The sequence below is a fragment of the Polaribacter sp. Hel_I_88 genome (genome assembly GCF_000687935.1).
Classification (GTDB): domain Bacteria; phylum Bacteroidota; class Bacteroidia; order Flavobacteriales; family Flavobacteriaceae; genus Polaribacter.
This window is the reverse complement of the sequence record NZ_JHZZ01000001.1, coordinates 1068618-1087944: the sequence shown is the minus strand read 5'-3', so window position 1 is coordinate 1087944 and position 19327 is coordinate 1068618. Positions and strand designations below refer to the sequence as shown.

The window sequence follows — 19327 nt, the reverse complement described above, 5'->3', positions numbered from 1 at the left end:
CTCTCTAGTTTTTAGTGGATTATGTTTGAATTTTAAATTATTTTTTTCATATTTGTGAAGTTAACCAACCAAACAAGCTATGAAAAAAATTGTAATTGTAATTGTGTTTTTGTTTTCATTTACTCCATTTGTCTTTTCACAAAGTTTACAAAATGAAATTGATAGCCTTAAAATTGAACTAAAAAATACAAAAGATGAAAATGTAAAAATTGAAATACTATTTACTTTAACTAAGAATTATTCTCGAATTTCAATAGATTCCGCTTTAAAATATAGTGATTTGGGTCTTAATTTAGCTAAAAAGATAAATGATTTTGAAAATTTAGCTGAAATGTATGTAAGCTCGGGTGGTGCTTACTTTAGAAAAGGAGATGCAATAAAAAGTAAAGATTATTTTTTTAAGGCTCTTAAAATAAGACAAAATTTAAATGATACACTTGGTATTGCATTAACTAAAGCAAATTTAGTTTCTTATTATGGGAAATATAAGAAATTAGATTCTGCAATGATATATGCTATAGAAGCAGTTGATGTTATAGATAAAAAGGGTAATAAAAGGCAAGCTAATATGCTTAAAGCAAATATTGGAGCTTTATACCAATTAAAATATAACTATGATAAGGCTTTAGAATATTATTTAGAAGCATTAGAATATTCAAAAAGTGTAAATTTTGATAATTTTACAACTACACTTTACTCGAATTTAGCAATAATATATAATTATAAAAATGATATTCAAAAATGTATTGAAAGCAATTTAAAATCTGTAGAGTATGCAAAAAAAACAAATAATAATGAAATAATTTCAAATTCTCTTACCAATTTAGGTTCAGTCTACCTTAATAATGGAAAAACAAATAAAGGAATAGAAACGCTAGAAGAAGCATTAATTTATTCAAAAAAATATAATTCTGAAACACAAAGTGCTAATTTAAAATATAACCTTGCTAAAAACTATTTTAAACAATTAAGTTTTACTAAGGCAGAAAAACTTTTTTATGATGCAAAAGCACATTTTGAAAAAGTTAATGATAATAGGAAGTTATTTATAGCTAATAATTATTTAGGATATATAAGTGCTAGTAAAAAAGATTTTGAAAAAATGTTTTTTTTTAAGTCTCAAAGCGATAGCATTAATGATAAGTATATGGAAGATACTAATCAAAAAAAAATGGAAGAGTTAGAAACCAAATATCAAACAGAAAAGAAAGAAAAAGAACTTTTACAAACCAGAACAGAAAAAGCAGAAACAGAATTACAACTTTCAAAAACTAGAACTTGGACGTTTGTTTTAATTGGAAGTTTAGCGATTTTAATCTTTTTAAGCCTTGCTATTTTTCAACGAAATAAACGGAAACATCAGCTAGCAATTGCAAACCAAAAAGAGAAAAACTTACAATCTATTTTATTTGCTGAAGAAAAAGAGAGAACAAGAATTGCCAGAGAATTGCATGATGGTGTTGTGCAGCAAATTGGCAGTGCAATATTAAAATCAAGAGATTTATTTTCAAAACTCAAAATATCGGATAATGAATCGTCTAAAGCCGTTTTAAGTACATTAGAAGAGTCTAGTGAAGATTTAAGAAACATATCGCACCAAATGATGCCAAGAGCATTAAGCGAATTAGGCTTAGTTTCTGCCATTGATGATTTACTTAAAGGAAGTTTAGCGCATGTAAATATCGAGTATACTTTTGAGCATTTTAATGTCAAGGAGCGTCTACCTGAAAAAATTGAGATTACGTTATACAGAATTACCCAAGAATTGGTAAATAATATTATTAAGCATAGTAAAGCAACTTCGGTAAGTGTTCAATTGATAAATTCAGCAGATCATATTATTTTTATTGTAGAAGACGATGGTATTGGGATCAATCTACAAAAATCAAAAAAAGGAATTGGTTTTGATAATATAAAAAGCCGTTTAGAAATGATAAATGGAGAAGCTAGTTTTGATAAAAGTCCAGAAAAAGGTACTTTGATTACAGTAAAAATTAAAAAATAATGACTATCCAAATTCTTATTGTTGATGACCATCCTATGATGGCTGCAGGTATTAAAAATGCCATAAGTTTCGATGAAGAAATAAGCGTATTATCAGTTTTAGAAAATGGACAAGAAGCATTAAACTTTCTTAAAAACATCCCTGTAGACGTTGTTTTGTTAGATATTGATATGCCAATTTTAAATGGTATTGAAACAGCAAAACAGATTATTGCAAAACATCCGAACACAAAAATTGCAATGCTTTCTATGCATCAAGAGGCTTCAATAATAAAAGAGTTGGTAGAAATTGGTGTAAAAGGGTATATGATTAAAACGATTCCTAAAGAGGATTTAATACAAGGTATAAAAACAATTTTTGAAGGTAAAGAATATTTTAATTCCGATGTTACTAAAGCCTTATTATTCAATAAAAGCAAAGCAAAATCTATTGAAAAAAATAAAGAAAAATCTCCTCTTTTAAATGATTTAACTTCAAGAGAATTAGAAGTTATAAAATACATTTCTATTGGTTTAACAAATACTCAAATTGGCGAAAAGCTGTTTATAAGTCCAAGAACTGTAGATACGCATAGAACTAATATTATGCGTAAAATTGATGTACATAATGTGGCTTCTTTAATCCGTTTTGCGTTTCAAAATGGTTTAACAACCTAAAAATAAGGGAAACACCTTACTCAAATACGTAAAACCCTCTATTTACTTCCTTTCTTTTCTAAACTACTTTTGGAGTGTTAATTCATTGTATTCTAAAAAGTTAAAAAATTTTACGGAACAGTATCCATCTCGCATTCTTTTTTTAGAATGAATTAACAATTGAGAAATGGATGCTGTTTTTAATTTAAACAAATCAAATTATGAAAACAAATGTAATCATCTTGCTATTATTAGCACCAATGTTAGTTTTAGCGCAAATTAAAGGAAAAAACTCAAAAGATCCTTACACATCAGAAAACGGAACAATCTTTAAAAAAGGAGATAAAATTACACTAGCATCTGCTTCTAAAGATAATAGTTTTGCTTATGTATATAAATTTAAAAATAGTTTTTCTGTAGGTAATATAATGAAAACTGTTAAGAATGTAAATGATGTCGCAAACCTAAATGTAAAAAGTACTCAAGGCATAAAAAATGCCATAAATACTACTAAAAGTGTTGCCGGTAACGATTTGTTAAAAACATCAGTATCTAATTTACAAAATAAGGTTGTATCAGAAAAATACATAGAAGAGAACGCTTTAGCTACCGATTTTTCAGGAAAAACCTACACTATAAAAAGTTTTAAAGTTTTTACTGATGATGAAACAGGCAAACAAATTGTGCACGCAATTGCCAAAGGAAAAGGTGGGAAAATTGCGATTTTAATTGATGCAGCACAAAAAAATGGAGAAATATAAACAAGCTCTTAATTTGGTTCTGGAGCTGTAAAAAGCTCCTGAACTAAATTAATTTTCACCATGTTAAAATTATATATTATGAAAAAACTAATACACTTATTCTTTCTTTTTTTTATTGTAAACTCTTTTGCACAAGCAAACTTGGTTCAAGATATTAATTTAGGAAATTCTTCTAGCAATCCAGGAGAAAAAATCTTTTTTAAAAACGAAATTTATTTTTCTGCGGATGATGGAATTCACGGAACTGAACTTTGGAAAACAGATGGCACAGAAACAGGTACTATCTTAGTAAAAGATATTTATACAGGTTTAGAAACTGGTATTAAATCCTTTAAAGCGTTAGCAACAACAGATTTTTTGTACTTTTTTGCTATTGAAGATGGTCAGCAATATTTATTTAGAACGGATGGCACAGATGCTGGTACAGAAAAAATTAAAGATTTTTCTACTGTTGGTTCAATATATGCAGAAATAAATAATGAAATAATTTTATCTGCACAAAATGCTCTTTGGAAAACAGATGGAACAGAAGCTGGTACAACACAAATTAGTTCTATAAGTCCATCTGGTGAAAATTTTGCTATTTTAAATAATCAAATTTTTTATGGTGCAAGAGCAAATTCGTTTCAAGGAACTGAATTGTGGGTTACAGATGGCACACAAGCTGGCACAAAAATGGTTAAAGATATTTATGCAGGTTCAAACAAAAGTTCATTCCCCAATTTTTTTAAAGTATTAAATGATCAAATATATTTTATTGCTAGTAATGGTACAAACGGTTTTGAACTCTGGAAAACAGATGGTACTCCAGAAGAAACGCAACTAGTTTCAGATGTAACTTCTGGTTCATCTAGTACTTCATTTAATAATATAGGTCTAACTGTTTTTAACCAAAAAATCTACTTTACAAACAATACAGAGCTATGGGTTTCAGAGGGTACAGATGCAACTACTTTTTTAGTAAAAGATTTGGAGGAATCAATAATTGCAATACAAGTAATCAATAATCAAATAATTGCTTTTAATAGAAAAAATTCATTTTGGACTTCTGATGGAACAACTAATAATACCATAAAAAACGAAATTGATATTTTTGAATTTTTTCATAACAACACCTACCAAAAAGTAGGAGATGTTATTTATTTTCAAGGATATAATGAGTTGGGTTACGAACTTTGGAAAACTGATGGTACAGTTGCAGGTACAGTTTTGGTAAAAGATATTTTACCTGTAAATGATGATAATAATTTGGAAGATATGATTGCTTTTGGAGATAAATTAATTTTCACAGGTAAAGATGGTAACTATTTAGGAACTGAATTATACATTTCTGATGGTACAGAAACAGGTACTTTTATGTTAAAAGATATTAATACAACTGGTAATAGAGGTTCTTTTGTAAAAAATCTATTTGAATTTAACGATAAGGTTCTTTTTTCTGCGGATAATGGTTTTCAAGGAGCAGAGCTTTGGGTTTTTGATGGCACAAATACTGTTCTTTTAAAAGATATTAATGAAGGTATTTATTATTCAAATCCATCAAATTTTGTAGAGGTAAATGGTATTGTTTATTTTAAAGCAACTACTCAAAATACAGGTACAGAATTATGGAAGACTGATGGCACAGCATCAGGTACAGTTTTGGTTAAAGATATTAATGCTGGTTTTAATGCTGGTTTAAATTTTGGTAATTTAACAGTAGTAGAAAATGAAGTTTTCTTTTTTGCAAGTGATGGAACTACTGGTTTTGAACTTTGGAAATCTGATGGTACAGAGACAGGAACAGTATTAATAAAAGATATGAACCCTGGAGATGGAAACAGTTACAGAGATGGACAACTAATTACTTACAAAAACAAAGTATATTTTACAGCACATACAGGAGATAATGATTTTGAAGTTTGGGAATCTGATGGCACAGAAGCTGGTACAAAAATTCATCATCATTACAATTTTTCTGGTAGTAGCAATCCAAGATTGTACACAATTTTTAATGATTTTTTATACTATAGTGCTAAAGATGATCTTATAAAGTCAGATGGCACAACTGCAACTGTAGTTTCAAATATAGATCCATCTAATTTAACGGTTGCTGGTGATAAACTATTTTTTACAGCAGGTTTTTCTGATGGAGGAGAACTTTGGGTTACAAATGGTAACACTACAAATCTAGTAAAAGATATTAGAAATGGAAGTAGTGGAAGTTTTCCATCTAAATTAACAGCACACAAAAACAATATTTTTTTTATTGCTGATGATGGTATAAATGGAACTGAACTTTGGGTATCTGATGGCACAAATTCTGGAACAACTTTAGTAAAAGATATAAGAACTGGTAGTAGAAATGCATCTCTAACAGAGTTAGTTAGTTTTGGAGATAAAGTACTTTTTGGAGGTGGAGAATTCAATAGTGCTAACGAACTTTGGGTTACAGATGGCACAGAAGAAGGTACAGTACTATTTCAAGAAATAAATCCATCAATAGAGCAATATAATAGTGGTAGTAATCCACAGAATTTTTTTGTTTTTAATGATACGTTACTTTTTTCTGCAGATGATGGAACTTTAGGAAATGAACTTTTTATGCTGCAAGAAAATGCTTTATCTGTTACTAACAATCAATCAAATCTACTATCTAAAGTAACAATCTATCCAAATCCAACTTCATCAATTTTAAATATAAAGGTGGATGATCAAGAAATAAATGAAGTAAAAATATATAATTTATTGGGAAAAGAAGTTGTGAAAGTACCATCAAAATTAGAAGAAATTAAAAGTATAGATATTGCTGAACTCTTAAAAGGTATCTATGTGATTCAAATAAAAACAAATTCAAATACATTCACTAAAAAATCATTAAAAACTAAAATTATGAAAAAGCTAAAAATTATTATTGCGTCTTTATTATTTATTACCATTTTTTCTTGTACAGAAAATAATTCTGAAGAAGAAATGATGGATAATCCAATAGTAAATATTGCTAAAAATACTGTTTCCAGTGCAGACAAAGAAGTGGCTTTAAAGTATTTTACATTTGTAAAAGGCGATTTACAATCTGGTACAGTATATTCTATTCAAGCTTTCGAAAATATGCCAACAGCAACTACTAGTTTTGGAAATGGTGTTTTAATTTATTTTAAAGAAATTCCTACAGCCTCAAAAACTTTAACACATTATGGCGATTTTGATTTAAATACAACTCAATTTTACTTTAATAATGCAGTTTTAGGTACAGAAAAATGGTACACGCCTTTTGTTGGTGATGATCCAGCAGGAGATTTGGTAATAACTATCGAAAATGATGTTGCTACTTTTTATGCATCAGAAATTGAATTATCAGATAATTTTGTAAGTCCGATAACTGCAACAAAGAGAATTAGTTTTAGTGTTTCTGTGGCAACAAGTTATTTTGCTTCAGATAATACAGGTTTTGTAGAATTGAGTAATTAATCAAAATTAATATCATAAAAAAAACATCCAACTTAAAAATTGGATGCTTTTCTATTTTATGAATTTATTAAATCCCTACATTATTTACAAGAGTGAGATAATAAAAAATATTGCGCCTTTATTTAGCTTCAGCGTATCTTTTTTCAACTTCATTCCAGTTAATAACTTTAAAGAAAGCATCAATATAATCTGGTCTTCTGTTTTGGTAATTTAAGTAATATGCATGTTCCCAAACGTCTAATCCTAAAATAGGAGTTCCTCCACAAGAAACGCCAGGCATTAACGGATTGTCTTGATTTGGTGTAGAACAAACTTCTACTTTTCCTCCTGGGTGTACACACAACCAAGCCCAACCTGAACCAAATTGTGTTGCTGCAGCTTTAGAAAAAGCATCCATAAAAGATTCTTTAGAGCCAAAAGCAGCTTCGATAGCATCTTTTAATTCACCAGATAAATATCCTTTTCCTTCAGGATTCATTACAGACCAAAATAATGAGTGATTGTAAAAACCACCACCATTATTTCTAACAGCACTATTACTCATATCTAAATTAGTAAGAATGTCTTCAATAGATTTTCCTTCTAAATCTGTTCCTTCAATTGCTGCGTTTAATTTTGTTGTATATCCATTATGATGTTTTGTATGGTGTATTTCCATAGTTCTTGCATCAATATTTGGTTCTAATGCATCGTAAGCATATCCTAATTCTGGTAATTCAAAAGCCATAATTTTTTATTTTTATTGATTAAATTAATTTTTGTCCAACAAATTTAACAATTTAAGCATGTTAAAACAAGTCTTTAAGAATATGTTAACTTATTCAGTTATAGAGAGGATTTATTTCATCAATACATGAAACACAAAATTCCATTAACAAGTAATCCAAAGGATTTCTTAATTATTGGAATTTTATTAAATATTTAAAATAAATTCTTTATTTTTTGGTTTTTTTACTCCCCAAATGTTTTCATAAATTCAGATACTTTTTTTACCATATTTTTACTTCCACAAACAAAAGGCACACGTTCGTGCAATTCTGTTGGTTCAATTTCCATAATTCTTTTAGTGCCATCTGTAGCTAAACCACCTGCTTGTTCCGCCAAAAAAGCCATTGGGCTACATTCATACAATAAACGTAATTTTCCCTTCGGATTTTTAGAACCTTTTGGATACATGTAAATACCACCTTTAATCATATTTCTATGAAAATCGGAAACTAAAGAGCCAATATATCTGCTTGTATAAGGTCTATTACCTTCTTCTGCTTGGCAGTATTTTATGTACATTTTAATTCCAGCAGGGAAATCTAAGTAATTTCCTTCATTCACAGAATAAATATTTCCGTCTTCAGGATATTTCATATTTGGGTGTGATAAATACCAACTCCCTAAAGCAGGGTTTAAGGTAAAACCATTTACACCATTTCCTGTGGTATACACCAACATTGTAGAGGTGCCATAAACAATGTAGCCAGCAGCAACTTGTTTGTCTCCTGATTGTAAAAAATCTTTCATTTCTACAGGTGTTCCAACTTCAGTAACTCTTCTAAAAACAGAAAAGATTGTTCCTACAGAAACATTTACATCAATATTAGAGGAACCATCTAAAGGGTCAATTAAAACCACATATTTGTTTTGGTGATTTTTATCTTGACTGTTTATAATAATAAAATCGTCTTCTTCTTCACTGGCAATTCCGCAAACAATATTTCTGTTTCTTATGGTTTCAATAAACACATCATTTGCATACACATCTAACTTTTGTTGGTCTTCTCCTTGAATATTAGTATCTCCTGCAGCACCAGTAATATCAACTAAACCAGCCTTGTTTACTTCGTGGTTTACAACCTTACCAGCCAATCTTATTGAGTTTAATAATCGAGATAATTCTCCAGAAGAATACTTGAAATCATTTTGATTTTCGATGATAAATTCTCCTAAAGTTTGATTCTTTTTTGCCATATTATTTGTGTATAGTAGTTTCTGCTACAAATATGCTAAATATTTTGCTAGTATGCCATCCTTTGCTATCCTTTATTCAGTTTCAAAATGATAAAAATTTCAACAAAATAAAATTATCTGTCAAAAAATACTATTAATTTTTATCGATTTTAAAATGAACTATCTTTGACTAAAATTATAAAAGATGAGTTTTACAATCAGAAAAGGAGTTGCAGAAGACATGCAATCTGTACATAACTTAATTACAGAATTGGCTGTTTTTGAGAAAGAACCAGATGCTGTAGAAATTACTGTAAACGATTTGATAAAAGATGGTTTTTCTGATAATCCAAAATTCAACATTTTTGTGGCAGAAGAAGAAAATGCAATTATTGGAATTGCACTTTTTTATGAACGTTATTCAACTTGGAAAGGTAAAACCATTCATTTAGAAGATTTAATAGTCACAAAAAGCCGACAAAAAATTGGTGCAGGAAAAGCATTATACACAGCTGTATTAAAATATGCTTTTGACAACGATTTTAATAGAGTTGCGTGGGAAGTGATTGATTGGAACAAAAACGCCATCGATTTTTACAAAAGTACAGGTGCAACATATTTAAATGATTGGTCTGTAGTGCAAATGAACAAAGAAAGTTTAGCGAAATTTATTCAAGATTAACAAGTTTCCTGCAAGGTTTTTAAAACCTTGTAGGTATTTTATATTCCAATTAGTAGTATAGAATTTAAATAATAAATTATACCTACAAGGTATTTGAGATCTTGCAGGATAAAAAGAGAAAAATGAAGATTTTTAAATTTGGTGGAGCGTCTGTTAAAGATGCAGAAGGTGTAAAAAAGGTAGCATCAATCATTAAAACAGAAGGTGCTAAAGATACTTTAGTGGTTATTTCTGCGATGGGAAAAATGACGAATGCTTTTGAAGAAGTTGTGGATGCTTACTATAATAAAGAAGCAGATTTGCCAAATAAACTAAACTTTATTGAAGAGTATCATAAAAATATTATGAATTCCCTTTTTGATAAAGGAGATGAAGTTTATAAAGATATTGATATTCTTTTTGGAGAATTGGGTTGGTTTTTATCGAGAAATACATCACAAAGATTTAACTATGTGTATGATCAAATTATTTGTTTTGGCGAGCTTTTATCAACCAAAATTGTTAGTGCTTATTTGGAAAAAATAGGGCAAGAAAATGTTTGGTTTGATGTTAGAAACTATATTAAAACTGATAGTAATTATAGAGATGCAAAAGTAGATTGGGAGCTAACAGAAGAACTAATTACCAAAAAAGTTGATGCATCAAAAGTAAATATTACCCAAGGTTTTATTGCTGCAAATGATACTGAAAATACTACAACTTTAGGTAGAGAAGGTTCAGATTATACAGCAGGAATTTTCGCATATTGCTTAAATGCAGAAAGTGTAACCATTTGGAAAGATGTTCCTGGTGTTTTAAACGCAGATCCAAGAGTTTTTTCTGATACAACTCTTTTAGAACAAATTTCTTACGAAGAAGCAATTGAAATGGCTTTTTATGGAGCTTCTGTAATTCACCCAAAAACGTTACAACCCTTAGAACGTAAAGATATTCCTTTGTTGGTGCGTTCTTTTATCAATCCAAAAGAAACAGGTACAAAAGTTTCTAAAGGCACAAGATTATTGCCATACATTCCTACTTTTATTGTTAAAAAAGATCAGATTTTAGTATCTATTGCTGCTTTGGATTTTTCTTTTATGGTAGAAAATAATATCAGTTACATTTTTCAAAAACTACATGATTATCAATTAAAAGTGAATTTAATTCAGAATTCTGCTATTAGTTTTTCGGTTTGTATTGATGATAAGTTTGGCAATTTTGATGCTTTTTATAACGAATTAAAAAAGCAATTTAAAATTGATGTACAAACAGGAGTTGATTTATATACAGTTCGTCATTTTGATGAAAAAGCTATAGAATTGATTGAAGAAAGAGGAGAATCTTTGCTAACGCAGGTGAATAAGGAGACTTCTCAAATTGTGGTACAATCAAATTAAATACATTTCAATTTCGTTTTTTTTACTATTTTAGCCAATCGTTCTAATTAGAATACATGGCATTAGTAACTTCAAAAGAAATATCGCAAGTAATTGGTTTAGAGAAGTTTGGTTTTTTAGGAACTTTTTTAGGTTGGTCTTTATTACGTGTGTTGCGTATTTCCACTATCAATAAAATCTACGAGAAAAATAAGCATAAAGCTGATTTAGATTTTTTAAATGGTGTCTTAGATGATTGTAGTATTAAATTCGAAATTCCTGAAGAAGATTTAAAAAGGATTCCAACAAATGGCGCTTTTATAACCGTTTCAAATCATCCTTTAGGAGGTATTGATGGTGTATTATTATTAAAATTATTGATAGAAAAAAGAGCTGATTATAAAATAATTGCCAACTTTTTATTGCACAGAATAGAGCCTTTAAAACCCTATGTGATGCCAGTAAATCCTTTTGAAACAAGAAAGGATGCAAAAAGCAGTGTTGCAGGTATTAAAAGTGCTTTATTACATTTAAGAGAAGGAAAACCTTTGGGAATTTTCCCAGCAGGTGAAGTATCTACCTATAAAGATGGCAAACTAAAAGTTGATAAACCTTGGGAAGAAGGTGCTGTTAGATTGATTAAAAAGGCACAAGTTCCTGTAATTCCGATTTATTTTCACGCTAAAAATAGTCGTCTTTTTTACTTTTTATCAAAAATATCAGACACGTTAAGAACTGCAAAACTACCATCTGAAGTAATATCCCAAGAAGGCAGAACTATTAAAGTGAGAATTGGGAAACCGATTTCTGTGGCAGACCAAGATGCGTTTACAGAGCTTCCTGCTTTTTCTGAGTTTATTAGGAAAAAGACCTATATGTTGGCAAATCCTTTTGAGAAAAAGACGAAAATATTGTCAACTGAAAAAATAAAAATAAAAAAACCTGCTAAGAAAATTACAGCGCAAAGAAATCCGAATTTATTTGTAAAAGAAATAGATGTTTTAAGAAAAAAAGAAACAAGATTATTAGAAACTAAAAATTACGAAGTGTTTTTTGCAAGTGCTAAAGACATTCCTAATTTGTTGCATGAAATTGGGAGATTGCGTGAAATTACGTTTAGAGAAGTTGGCGAAGGAACTAATAAAGAAATTGATTTAGATAAGTTCGATAAATATTATCATCATTTATTATTGTGGGACAGAGAGGCAAATTGTTTGGCTGGCGCTTACAGAATGGGCCTTGGAAAAGAAATTTATAAAAAATACGGAATTAACGGTTTTTATATTCAAACGTTGTTCAGGATTGAGCCAGAATTGCATCAAATGATGGAAAATACCATAGAAATGGGTAGAGCTTTCATTATTAGCGAATATCAACAAAAACCAATGCCACTTTTTTTACTTTGGAAAGGAATTGTACATGTTACTTTACGTTATCCAGAATACAAATATTTAATGGGTGGTGTTTCTATAAGCAACCAATTTTCAGACTTTTCTAAATCGTTAATGATTGAGTTTATGAAATCTCATTATTACGATCCTTATGTGGCTCAATATATTTATCCGAAGAAAGAATACAAAGTAAAGTTAAAAGATGGTGATAAAGATTTTGTGTTTGATGCCACAAAAGCAGACATGCAAAAGTTCGATAAAATTATCGATGAAATTGAACCTGGAGCTTTAAGAATTCCTGTTTTAATTAAAAAATATGTAAAGCAAAATGCACGTTTAGTAGCTTTTAATGTAGATCCTAAATTTAACAATGCTGTGGATGGTTTAATGTACATTAAAGTTTCTGATATTCCTGATAGCACAGTAAAACCTGTTATGGAAGAGTTTCAAGCAGAATTAGAAAGAAAAGCTGCAGAAATGCAGAAAAAGTAATCTTATTGATATTTATAAATAGTTTTTGGATTTACTTTTTCTGGATCTAACTCAATAATTTCATCGCCTTTAGAAATAATTATAGGAGTTTTTTTGTGTTTTTTAAACTCCACCAATCTTTCATAAGTCAATTCTAATCCTTTAACTATTTTTTCTCTTTCCTCTGTTAATTCTTTATTACTCATAGTATTTTTCTTTTAAGTTAAGCCAAATAGCCTCATTTAATATATCATCTACAATTTCTGTGCCTTGCGCAATAATTTCATAAGAATCACCAGAATTATTAATAAACATCCAATTATTTACAATTGGCTTGTATAAATTGAAAAAATTAAACAATCCTTTTTGATATCTTCTTCTAATAACGTTTTCAGGAATATTGTGTCCACCTTCTTTAACCCGAACTTGCACTCTTTTTACAGCTAAGTCTTCTTTGTTTAACCAAAGAAAAAGTAAAGTTACTGAATATTCATTGATTTTGGCTTCTTTTATAAAGTTGGTAAAACTTCTAGTAGATAAAGTAGTTTCAAAAGCAAAACTTTTATTACTATTTAAGAGACTATTTATTCTGTTAAGCATTAATCTACCAGCTTGAATACTTGTAGATTCAGGGTTAAATGGAGATAAACCTTTTGCAATTTCATCTGCATTTACAAATTCATCACAATTTAAATTTTCAGGTAAAATTGTTTAAGAAGCAGTTGTTTTTCCTGGACCATTACAACCAGAAATTACACAGAGTTTTTTCATATCAATCAAAAATACAACTTTTTTCAATTTATATTAAGAATTAGTCATGGAAGGCTTCCAAGCAGAATTAGAAAGAAAGGCTGCAGAAATGCAGAAAACTAAAGAATAATATTTTATTTCTATGCTAAATAGTAGGACTTATATAAATTTTGAATGAGCAAATAATCCATTGAATTGCATTAATTTACTTTTAATATTAGCTGTAATTTTGATGTTCAATTAATTAGATAAACTCATGAAAATTATAAAAAAAATTACAGCGATCATAGCAATCACATCACTTTTAATTGTTTCTTGCAACACAAAAGAAAAAGAATATAATTTAACGTTGAATGATGGTACAGAAGTTTTCTATATTTCAAATGATGAAAGTGCCATTTCTATAAATGGATGGAGTGAATTTAATACCATCAATAAAAGTTTACTAAACTTAAAAGGTAAAGAGTATAATAGTACAATTCAAAGTTTAGAAGATTTGAATGGTTCAATTACCAATTTGGTAAATACAGTTCCTGCCTCATTAAAAACAGAAGAAGTTTTAGAAGATATTAGAGACATACAAGAAGAATACACAAAATTAATCAACGAAAAAAATGCGCCACTTAAAAATGTGAAACAAAACATTGAAGAGTTGGTAGAAAAGTTTGATGATTTACGAGAAGAATTAAATGAAACCGTAGAAGATTACATTAAATAATATTGCAAAATTAGCATATATAAAAGAGCGATTTAACAAATTAAATCGCTCTTTTTTTGTGCTTTTTTTAGAAGTTTAAAGTTGCTCCTAACAAGAAATTTCTGGTTGCTTGCGGATAAAACCCTGCAAAATCTCCAGTCACAGTATTTCCATTTCCATCAGGGAAACTAAAAGTTCCATAATAACCTCTATCTACATATTCTGCGTTAAAAACATTGTTTATCAATGCTGTAAAGGTTATCGATTTAAAAATTTTCTTTGGTTTAATTTGGTATACAATATTGATATCACTTGTAAAAAACGAATCTAAAACATCATCTTCGGAAACAGCGCTGCTTAAATTGCTCATAAATTGTTCGCCAACATATTTTGATAAAAAGGTAAACTGTAAATTATCTAAAGGATTATAAATAAACATGTTTCCAATAATTACATCAGGTGAAAAAGATAAATCTGTATTCCCCAAATTTTGCAAACTTCCTTCAATTTCTGTTATAAAACCTCTGTTTTTATTGTTGCTAAAAGCAGCATTTGGTTTTATGGAGAATTTATCAGATAGTCTTATATCTGCATCAATTTCTAAACCTAATCTGTAACTACTTCCAGAAGTTGCTCTAATTGGTTGCCCAACATCATCTAAAGCACCAGTTAAAACCAACTGATCTTTATAATCCATATAATAAATATTGGTGTTTAGTTTTATGTTTCCATTGTTTAAACGCCATCCAAATTCAAAATCGTTCAAAGATTCTGGTGTAGAAACTCCGTTTTCAAAATCGTTTCTGTTTGGTTCTCTATTAGCAACTGCAAAAGAGGTGTATAAATTATTATTTTGGTTGATATTATACGTAAAACCAAATTTGGGGTTAAAGAAATTGAAATTTCTATCTACATCAATAGGAACAATATCATTGGTAATTCCTTCAGTTTGGTATCCCACAAAACGTCCTTGTAAATCTGCATAGGCAGATAATTTTTCATTGATGCTAAAGGTTGCTTTTGCAAACATAGAAAAGTCTGTTTTTTTAGCGTCAGAAAAGTAATAACGATCTCTTATGTTTACGTTTGGCGCTAAGTTTTCTCCCCAAATAACCTCTCCAAAATGATCTCCTGTGTAATGAGAATAAGAAATACCCGTTATAAAATTGATTTTATCAGTTTTATAATTTGTGTTGAAATTAAACACATAAAAATCATTATCTAACCAACGTCTTACAATAACATCACTTCCATCAACAATTATATTATTAAAGTCTGCAGCAGTTTCATCTTCTTTAAACTGCTCAAAAAATCCTGCTCCTTTTGTATAGTTTAAAGCTAAGTTTGTAGACCAATTATTGTTCAATTTTTCATTCCAATGTAATTGATAATGGTTCTGGCTGTAATCATCAACTTCATTATCATACGTATAAGGATTTTGTCTTCTATCTTCGGCTAATTCATCAGCAGTTAAACCAAACCAAGCTTGATATGTTAATTCTTTTCCGCCAAAAGTAATTGCTTTTATCAACGTATTTTCATCAGAGTAACTTCCTTGTAAAAAGTACGATTTTAAGTCTGCAGAAGCTCTATCTACATAACCATCAGTAGAAATATTAGACAAACGCCCTGCAATTTCTATGTTATTATTCAGTTTTCCAGTACTAAATTTTACGGTATGTTTTCTGGTGTTGAAAGAGCCAAAAGAATTGGAAATTTCTCCAAAAGCTTCTTCTGAAACTGCATCTGTTAAAATGTTTAAACTAGCACCAAAAGCTCCAGAACCATTGGTAGATGTACCAACTCCTCTTTGTAATTGTAAATTTTCTGTGGAGGAAGCAAAATCTCCTAAATTCACCCAAAAAGTACCATGACTTTCTGCATCATTATAAGGAATTCCGTTTACAGTTACGTTAATTCTTTCGTTGTTAGAACCACGAACGCTCATGTAGGTATACCCAATTCCTGCACCTCCATCAGTGGAAGAAACTACAGAAGGTAAGTAGTTTAACAAAATAGGAATGTCTTGTCCTAAATTACGTTTGGCAATTTCTTTTTTTGATAAGTTAGAGAACGTTACAGGAATGTCTGCATTTGCACGAACTGCAGCCACTAAAACTTCGTCTAAAACAGTTTCATCAGCATTTAACTCAACTACATATTCTAAATCTTTAGAAAGCGTAATTTTCTCTGAAATTGTTTTGTAACCTATAAATGAAACTTCTAAGGTGTAGGTTCCTTTTTGTAGAGTAAAATTAAAATTACCATCAAAATCTGCTGATGTTCCTTTGTTAATTTCTTTAACCAAAATAGATGCTCCTGGTAAAGGTTCTTTGTTTGTATCGATAACTTTTCCTGAAAGTTTAAACGATTGGGCGTTTGCAAGTGTACTTACAAACAAGAATAAAAAAATGGATATTTTTTTCATTTTAAAAAATTTAAAACGAATAAAAAGAGGTAATTATTCTTGTGATTATTATTGAATAATTAATTGTTGTTATTACAAGTAAAACACAAATTAGCTAATTTTCGGTACCAAAAACTAGTTTCAAATATGCTACTATTATTGCAATCAAAATGCACTTTGATCTTTAATAATATTTGCAACAACTTGTTATAATATCCCTAAACAGCATTACCTGTTCTAGGTTCATTGGGTATGATCTCAGCCTTTCTTTAATTCAAAGTTTAAAATTAAAAATTCAAAGTTTTTCAACTGTGAACTGAAACTGTAAACTGAACACTAAAAATTAGCACCCCTTTATGAGAACGCTGCAAAATTAAGTTGGATTTTTTTACTGTGAAATAGAAAAGTGATTTTTTTTATCAATTTTTTCTATTCATATCAATTAAGCAAAAATCTATATGAGTTCATTTTTAGCAAAATCGCGTAATAACTTTGTAGAAATTATAAATCATAACATGAAAAGCCATCAATCAAAAAATAAAATTCAAAATTTAGTACTTACAATTTTTATATTCTTGTTCGTGTTTTCAATCAATTCACAAGAAAAAGAAGAAAAGAAAGGAAGTGGTTTAGATAATTTTGTAGAAACGTTTACTTTTTATCCGAATAAAAAAAAGGTTGCAAAAGATTCAAGTTTATATTTAGCTAAAATTATAACAGCACCCATTGTTAGTTATTCCCCAGAAACAAATTTTGGTTTTGGAGTTGGTGCAAAATACTTGTTTAAATTTAAAGGAAGTGGAGATGAAACAAGAACATCAAACATGCCAGTTTCTATGTTGTACACGTTAAACAATCAGTTTTTTATTTATTCAGGTTTTGAGATTTTTACCAATCAAGAAAAATGGGTAATTTCAGGTAATATCATTTTTCAAAATTACCCAAGATTGTATTATGGAATAGGACAAAACTCACCAGATACCAATGAAGAAATTTACGATACCTATCAATTTTTAATAGAACCAATTCTTTTAAAACAGGCCTTTACGCGTTATTTGTTTTTAGGAGGAGGTTTTAGATACAATACAGTTTATGATACCACCATTGAAGAAGATGGTTTATTAGATGTAAACATGCCAACAGGTTTTGATGGCTCAACGTCTACTGGAGTTGAGTTAGCGCTTTTATATGATAGTAGAGATAATATTTTAAATGCATCTAAAGGTTGGTATTTTGAACTTACAAAAGGTTTTTACAATACTTCTTTAGGAGGAACACATGATTTTGATTTAACACGATTTGATTTACGTCATTACATGAAAATTTCACAAAAAAATGATGATGTTTTGGCATTTCAAGCCATTGGTCATTTTGCAAATGGAGATGTGCCTTTAGCTGAATTAGCTCTTTTTGGAAACGAACAAATGATGCGTGGTTATATTGAAGGAAGATATATTGAAGAAAATTTATTAGCAGCGCAAGTAGAATACAGAAAAACCTTTAAAGATAGTAGATTTGGTTTTGTTGCTTTTGTTGGAGCAGGAGATGCTTTTAATAAATCTACAGATTTAAGTTTAAATGATTTAAAATTAAATTATGGAGTAGGATTGCGTTTTATGCTAGATAAAAAGGAAAAATTAAATATTCGTTTTGATTATGGAGCAGGAAACGAATCTGATGGAAATTTCTACGTAAATATTGCTGAAGCTTTTTAGAAGTTTTATAAATACTAAAAATATAAAGTCGAGTAACTATAACTTTTAAGTTAAATTACTCGACTTTTTTTTAGTCTAATTTTGGTCTTTTACGTAACGCTTTTTTAACCGAAGTTCTTTGTTTGGTTTCAAGGCGTTTTTTTATAACACCTTTGCTTGGTTTTGTTTTCTTTCTTTTTTTTGGTCTAATTAAGTTTGTTTTTATCAACCCTAAAAAACGTTTAATTGCCAAATCTTTGTTTCTATGTTGAGAGCGTGTTTCTTCACAAAACAAAATCAACACATTTTCATTGGTTAATTTTGATGAAAGTTTGGTTTTTAGCAGTGTTTTTTCATCATCAGATAAAGAATTTGAGTTTTCTAAATCGAACGTTAATTCTATTTTAGACGAGGTTTTATTTACATGTTGTCCTCCAGCACCAGAACTCCTAATGGCTTTAAAGTTTAATTCTTTTATGATGTTTTCTACGTCCATTTTTGTTATTTTTTTTGATAGTATTTTATGTGAATACTTCCAAAAAATAGTTGAATATTACAATCTCCAGCCAACATTTACGCCAATTCTTGGTACTAAAGTAGGTGAATTAGAACCAAATAAATTTCTTCCAATTCCTGCATACGCATCAATAGTTAAACCACCATTTGCAACATATTTTAAACCAGCAGCAACACCTAAAGCAGCATCTGTGTAATTTGTGTAAGTAGTAGTTAAAGAGGTGTCTACATTTAAATCTTTTCCAGAATTTATTCCCAAAAAACCTTCTCCAAAAAAGTTCCAAGTATAATCTGTTGTAAAATAATGACGATAATAAGGAGTAATCATTACATTCTCATTATATCTAAAATCTACGTCTTGTTTTGCTAAATTAAAAAGTGCAGAAACACCAAAAGAAGATTCGGTATTTATATATTGTTCGTAAGAAAACTCTAAACTTCTAATCACAAGTGCATCAGCAATATCTAACTTTATTTCTTTTTGAGAAAAAGTAAAAGAGCTTATAAAAAGCGCGGAAAGTAACAGTAGTTTTTTCATGATTTTTTATTCAAAAATATAACTTTTTAAGTTA

General features: G+C 29.2%; 16 protein-coding genes. 9 read left to right on the top strand and 7 right to left on the bottom strand.

Annotation, left to right across the window (positions count from 1 at the left end):
- Window positions 1–79: 79 nt before the first annotated feature.
- From P161_RS0104795 to P161_RS18990, 4 genes are all read left to right on the top strand, one after another.
- Window positions 80–2005 carry an ATP-binding protein gene (locus P161_RS0104795; RefSeq protein ID WP_026775913.1) on the top strand — a complete coding sequence of 642 codons (1926 nt, stop codon included), beginning with the start codon at window positions 80–82 and terminating at the stop codon, window positions 2003–2005.
- Complete coding sequence (locus P161_RS0104790) at window positions 2005–2661, top strand: response regulator transcription factor (protein ID WP_026775912.1); 657 nt, start codon at window positions 2005–2007, stop codon at window positions 2659–2661. The genes P161_RS0104795 and P161_RS0104790 overlap by 1 nt, the downstream gene beginning before the upstream one ends.
- A 200-nt stretch (window positions 2662–2861) precedes the next feature.
- Window positions 2862–3401 (top strand): hypothetical protein, encoded by a 540-nt coding sequence (locus P161_RS0104785; protein ID WP_026775911.1) that lies wholly within the window; start codon window positions 2862–2864, stop codon window positions 3399–3401.
- Between the two features lie 78 nt (window positions 3402–3479).
- Window positions 3480–6851 carry a T9SS type A sorting domain-containing protein gene (locus P161_RS18990; protein WP_051605666.1) on the top strand — a complete coding sequence of 1124 codons (3372 nt, stop codon included), beginning with the start codon at window positions 3480–3482 and terminating at the stop codon, window positions 6849–6851.
- 118 nt (window positions 6852–6969) lie between these two features.
- Here P161_RS18990 and P161_RS0104775 read toward each other — a convergent pair whose 3' ends face one another.
- Both P161_RS0104775 and fbp read right to left on the bottom strand, forming a co-directional pair.
- Window positions 6970–7578 (bottom strand): superoxide dismutase, encoded by a 609-nt coding sequence (locus P161_RS0104775; RefSeq protein WP_026775910.1) that lies wholly within the window; start codon window positions 7576–7578, stop codon window positions 6970–6972.
- Between the two features lie 224 nt (window positions 7579–7802).
- Complete coding sequence (gene fbp / locus P161_RS0104770; protein WP_026775909.1) at window positions 7803–8813, bottom strand: class 1 fructose-bisphosphatase; 1011 nt, start codon at window positions 8811–8813, stop codon at window positions 7803–7805.
- A gap of 184 nt (window positions 8814–8997) precedes the next feature.
- On the opposite strand from fbp, the gene P161_RS0104765 reads away from it, so the two are divergent.
- The 3 genes from P161_RS0104765 (at window position 8998) to P161_RS0104755 (ending at window position 12712) form a co-directional block, all read left to right on the top strand.
- Window positions 8998–9474, top strand: coding sequence for a GNAT family N-acetyltransferase (locus tag P161_RS0104765; RefSeq protein ID WP_026775908.1), 477 nt, complete (start codon window positions 8998–9000; stop codon window positions 9472–9474).
- Window positions 9475–9596: 122 nt separating this feature from the next.
- The gene (locus P161_RS0104760) at window positions 9597–10850 is read left to right on the top strand and encodes an aspartate kinase (RefSeq protein ID WP_026775907.1); all 1254 of its coding nucleotides are present in this window, start codon (window positions 9597–9599) and stop codon (window positions 10848–10850) included.
- 56 nt (window positions 10851–10906) lie between these two features.
- Entirely contained in the window at window positions 10907–12712 is a 1806-nt protein-coding gene (locus P161_RS0104755) for a lysophospholipid acyltransferase family protein (protein WP_026775906.1), read from the top strand.
- Between the two features lie 2 nt (window positions 12713–12714).
- On the opposite strand, the gene P161_RS0104750 is transcribed toward P161_RS0104755, so the two are convergent.
- Both P161_RS0104750 and P161_RS0104745 read right to left on the bottom strand, forming a co-directional pair.
- A complete protein-coding gene (locus P161_RS0104750) occupies window positions 12715–12897 on the bottom strand; it encodes a hypothetical protein (RefSeq protein WP_026775905.1) in 183 nt (60 codons plus the stop codon).
- A complete protein-coding gene (locus tag P161_RS0104745) occupies window positions 12890–13351 on the bottom strand; it encodes a zeta toxin family protein (RefSeq protein WP_302846541.1) in 462 nt (153 codons plus the stop codon). Before P161_RS0104745 ends, P161_RS0104750 begins: the two co-directional genes overlap by 8 nt.
- Window positions 13352–13697: 346 nt before the next feature.
- Here P161_RS0104745 and P161_RS0104740 point away from each other — a divergent pair, with 346 nt between their 5' ends.
- Window positions 13698–14159, top strand: coding sequence for a hypothetical protein (locus P161_RS0104740; RefSeq protein ID WP_026775903.1), 462 nt, complete (start codon window positions 13698–13700; stop codon window positions 14157–14159).
- 67 nt (window positions 14160–14226) lie between these two features.
- On the opposite strand, the gene P161_RS0104735 is transcribed toward P161_RS0104740, so the two are convergent.
- Window positions 14227–16566 carry a TonB-dependent receptor gene (locus P161_RS0104735; protein ID WP_026775902.1) on the bottom strand — a complete coding sequence of 780 codons (2340 nt, stop codon included), beginning with the start codon at window positions 16564–16566 and terminating at the stop codon, window positions 14227–14229.
- 437 nt (window positions 16567–17003) lie between these two features.
- On the opposite strand from P161_RS0104735, the gene P161_RS0104730 reads away from it, so the two are divergent.
- Entirely contained in the window at window positions 17004–18260 is a 1257-nt protein-coding gene (locus P161_RS0104730) for a BamA/TamA family outer membrane protein (RefSeq protein ID WP_231494700.1), read from the top strand.
- A 70-nt stretch (window positions 18261–18330) separates the two neighbouring features.
- Here the strand turns inward: P161_RS0104730 and arfB are convergent, their stop codons facing one another.
- Together arfB and P161_RS0104720 are read right to left on the bottom strand one after the other, a co-directional pair.
- Complete coding sequence (arfB, locus tag P161_RS0104725; RefSeq protein ID WP_026775900.1) at window positions 18331–18735, bottom strand: alternative ribosome rescue aminoacyl-tRNA hydrolase ArfB; 405 nt, start codon at window positions 18733–18735, stop codon at window positions 18331–18333.
- 57 nt (window positions 18736–18792) lie between these two features.
- Window positions 18793–19293 carry a DUF3575 domain-containing protein gene (locus P161_RS0104720; RefSeq protein WP_026775899.1) on the bottom strand — a complete coding sequence of 167 codons (501 nt, stop codon included), beginning with the start codon at window positions 19291–19293 and terminating at the stop codon, window positions 18793–18795.
- Between the last annotated feature and the right edge of the window lie 34 nt (window positions 19294–19327).